The organism is Polynucleobacter yangtzensis (assembly GCF_001595965.1).
Taxonomy (GTDB): Bacteria; Pseudomonadota; Gammaproteobacteria; order Burkholderiales; family Burkholderiaceae; genus Polynucleobacter; species Polynucleobacter yangtzensis.
Map to the genome: position 1 here is coordinate 1 of NZ_LOJI01000023.1, position 1,247 is coordinate 1,247.

Here is a 1,247-nt window from a genome sequence, read left to right on the forward strand (position 1 = left end):
GCGGCACTCTTTTGTTTGCCGTTGTTTGTTCATAACCCTTATTACATTCACTTAGTTGAAACCATTCTCATCTACACCATCTTGTTATATGGTTTAGACATCGTGGTGGGTTATGTTGGTCAGGTTTCCTTGGGCCACGCAGCTCTGTTTGGTATCGGTTCATACACCGCTGGTGTTTTGTACTTCCACTTTGGTTTACCAATTTGGATCAATATCCCGGCCTCCATAATTGTTACTGCAATCTTCGGCGGAATCCTAGCCTTGCCTGCGCTGAAAGTGATCGGACCATATTTGGCGATGGTTACGCTAGCCTTTGGTACGATTTCGCAAATCCTCATTAATGAGATGACTTGGTTAACCGAGGGTCCTTTAGGTATCAAAATTCCTAAGCCCGAATTGATGGGCGTGCCCATGACCAAGGCAGAATATTTCTGGTTGGTTTCTATAATATTGATCGTTTCAATGATTGTGGTGGATCGTTTTGTCAAATCTCAAATTGGACGCGCTTTTGAAGCTTTGCGTGATAGTCCAATTGCCTGTGACTGTATGGGTGTTTCCGTATATCGTTTTAAGGTGATCGCATTTGTGATCAGCGCTGCTTTTGCAGGTTTGGCTGGTTGCTTATACGCCTACTCTGAGCAATATATTTCACCAAATACTTACAACAACGAACTTGCTGTTTTGTTCTTGCTCGGCATCATTATGGGTGGACGTAAGTCTCGCCTAGGTGCTTTGATTGGTGCAGCCATCATTGTGTTGTTGCCTAAGCTCTTGGACGATATCAACCTATTCCGTATTGTTGCTTCGATCATTGCAGTCGTAGTGCTGGTTGGTGCTGGCATAGCCTTGTCAAAGAAGACAACTACTCCGCGTCGCGTGGCTGTACCTATCGCTGGCGTAGTAGGCTTAGCAGCATTCTCATTCTGGCTCAATACGATTTCCGACTGGCGCTTGAGTATTTTCGGCTTCATGATTTTGTTGGTGGTGTACTACTTGCAAAACGGTATTGTTGGTTTTGCGAAGAGCTTTTATCAGTCAATCGCTGGCAAAGCTAAAACTACTCGTGGTGGTGATGCTGAAGCAGTGGATGACTCTATCAGCTTCATTAGTAATGTATCGAGCGCAAATGCTGGTACTGAGCTCTTGAAAGTTGACTCTGTATTGATGCAGTTCGGTGGCCTGAAAGCATTGAACAACGTTGATCTGAGCATCAAGCGCGGCACCATCCATGGCTTGATTGGTCCTAA

1 protein-coding gene is annotated in these 1,247 nt (G+C 45.0%); it reads left to right on the forward strand.

Translation table 11 applies throughout. The features are described from left to right. A partial coding sequence (locus tag JaK3_RS06755) for a branched-chain amino acid ABC transporter permease (protein WP_420865692.1) occupies window positions 1-1,247 on the forward strand: 1,247 nt, incomplete at both ends.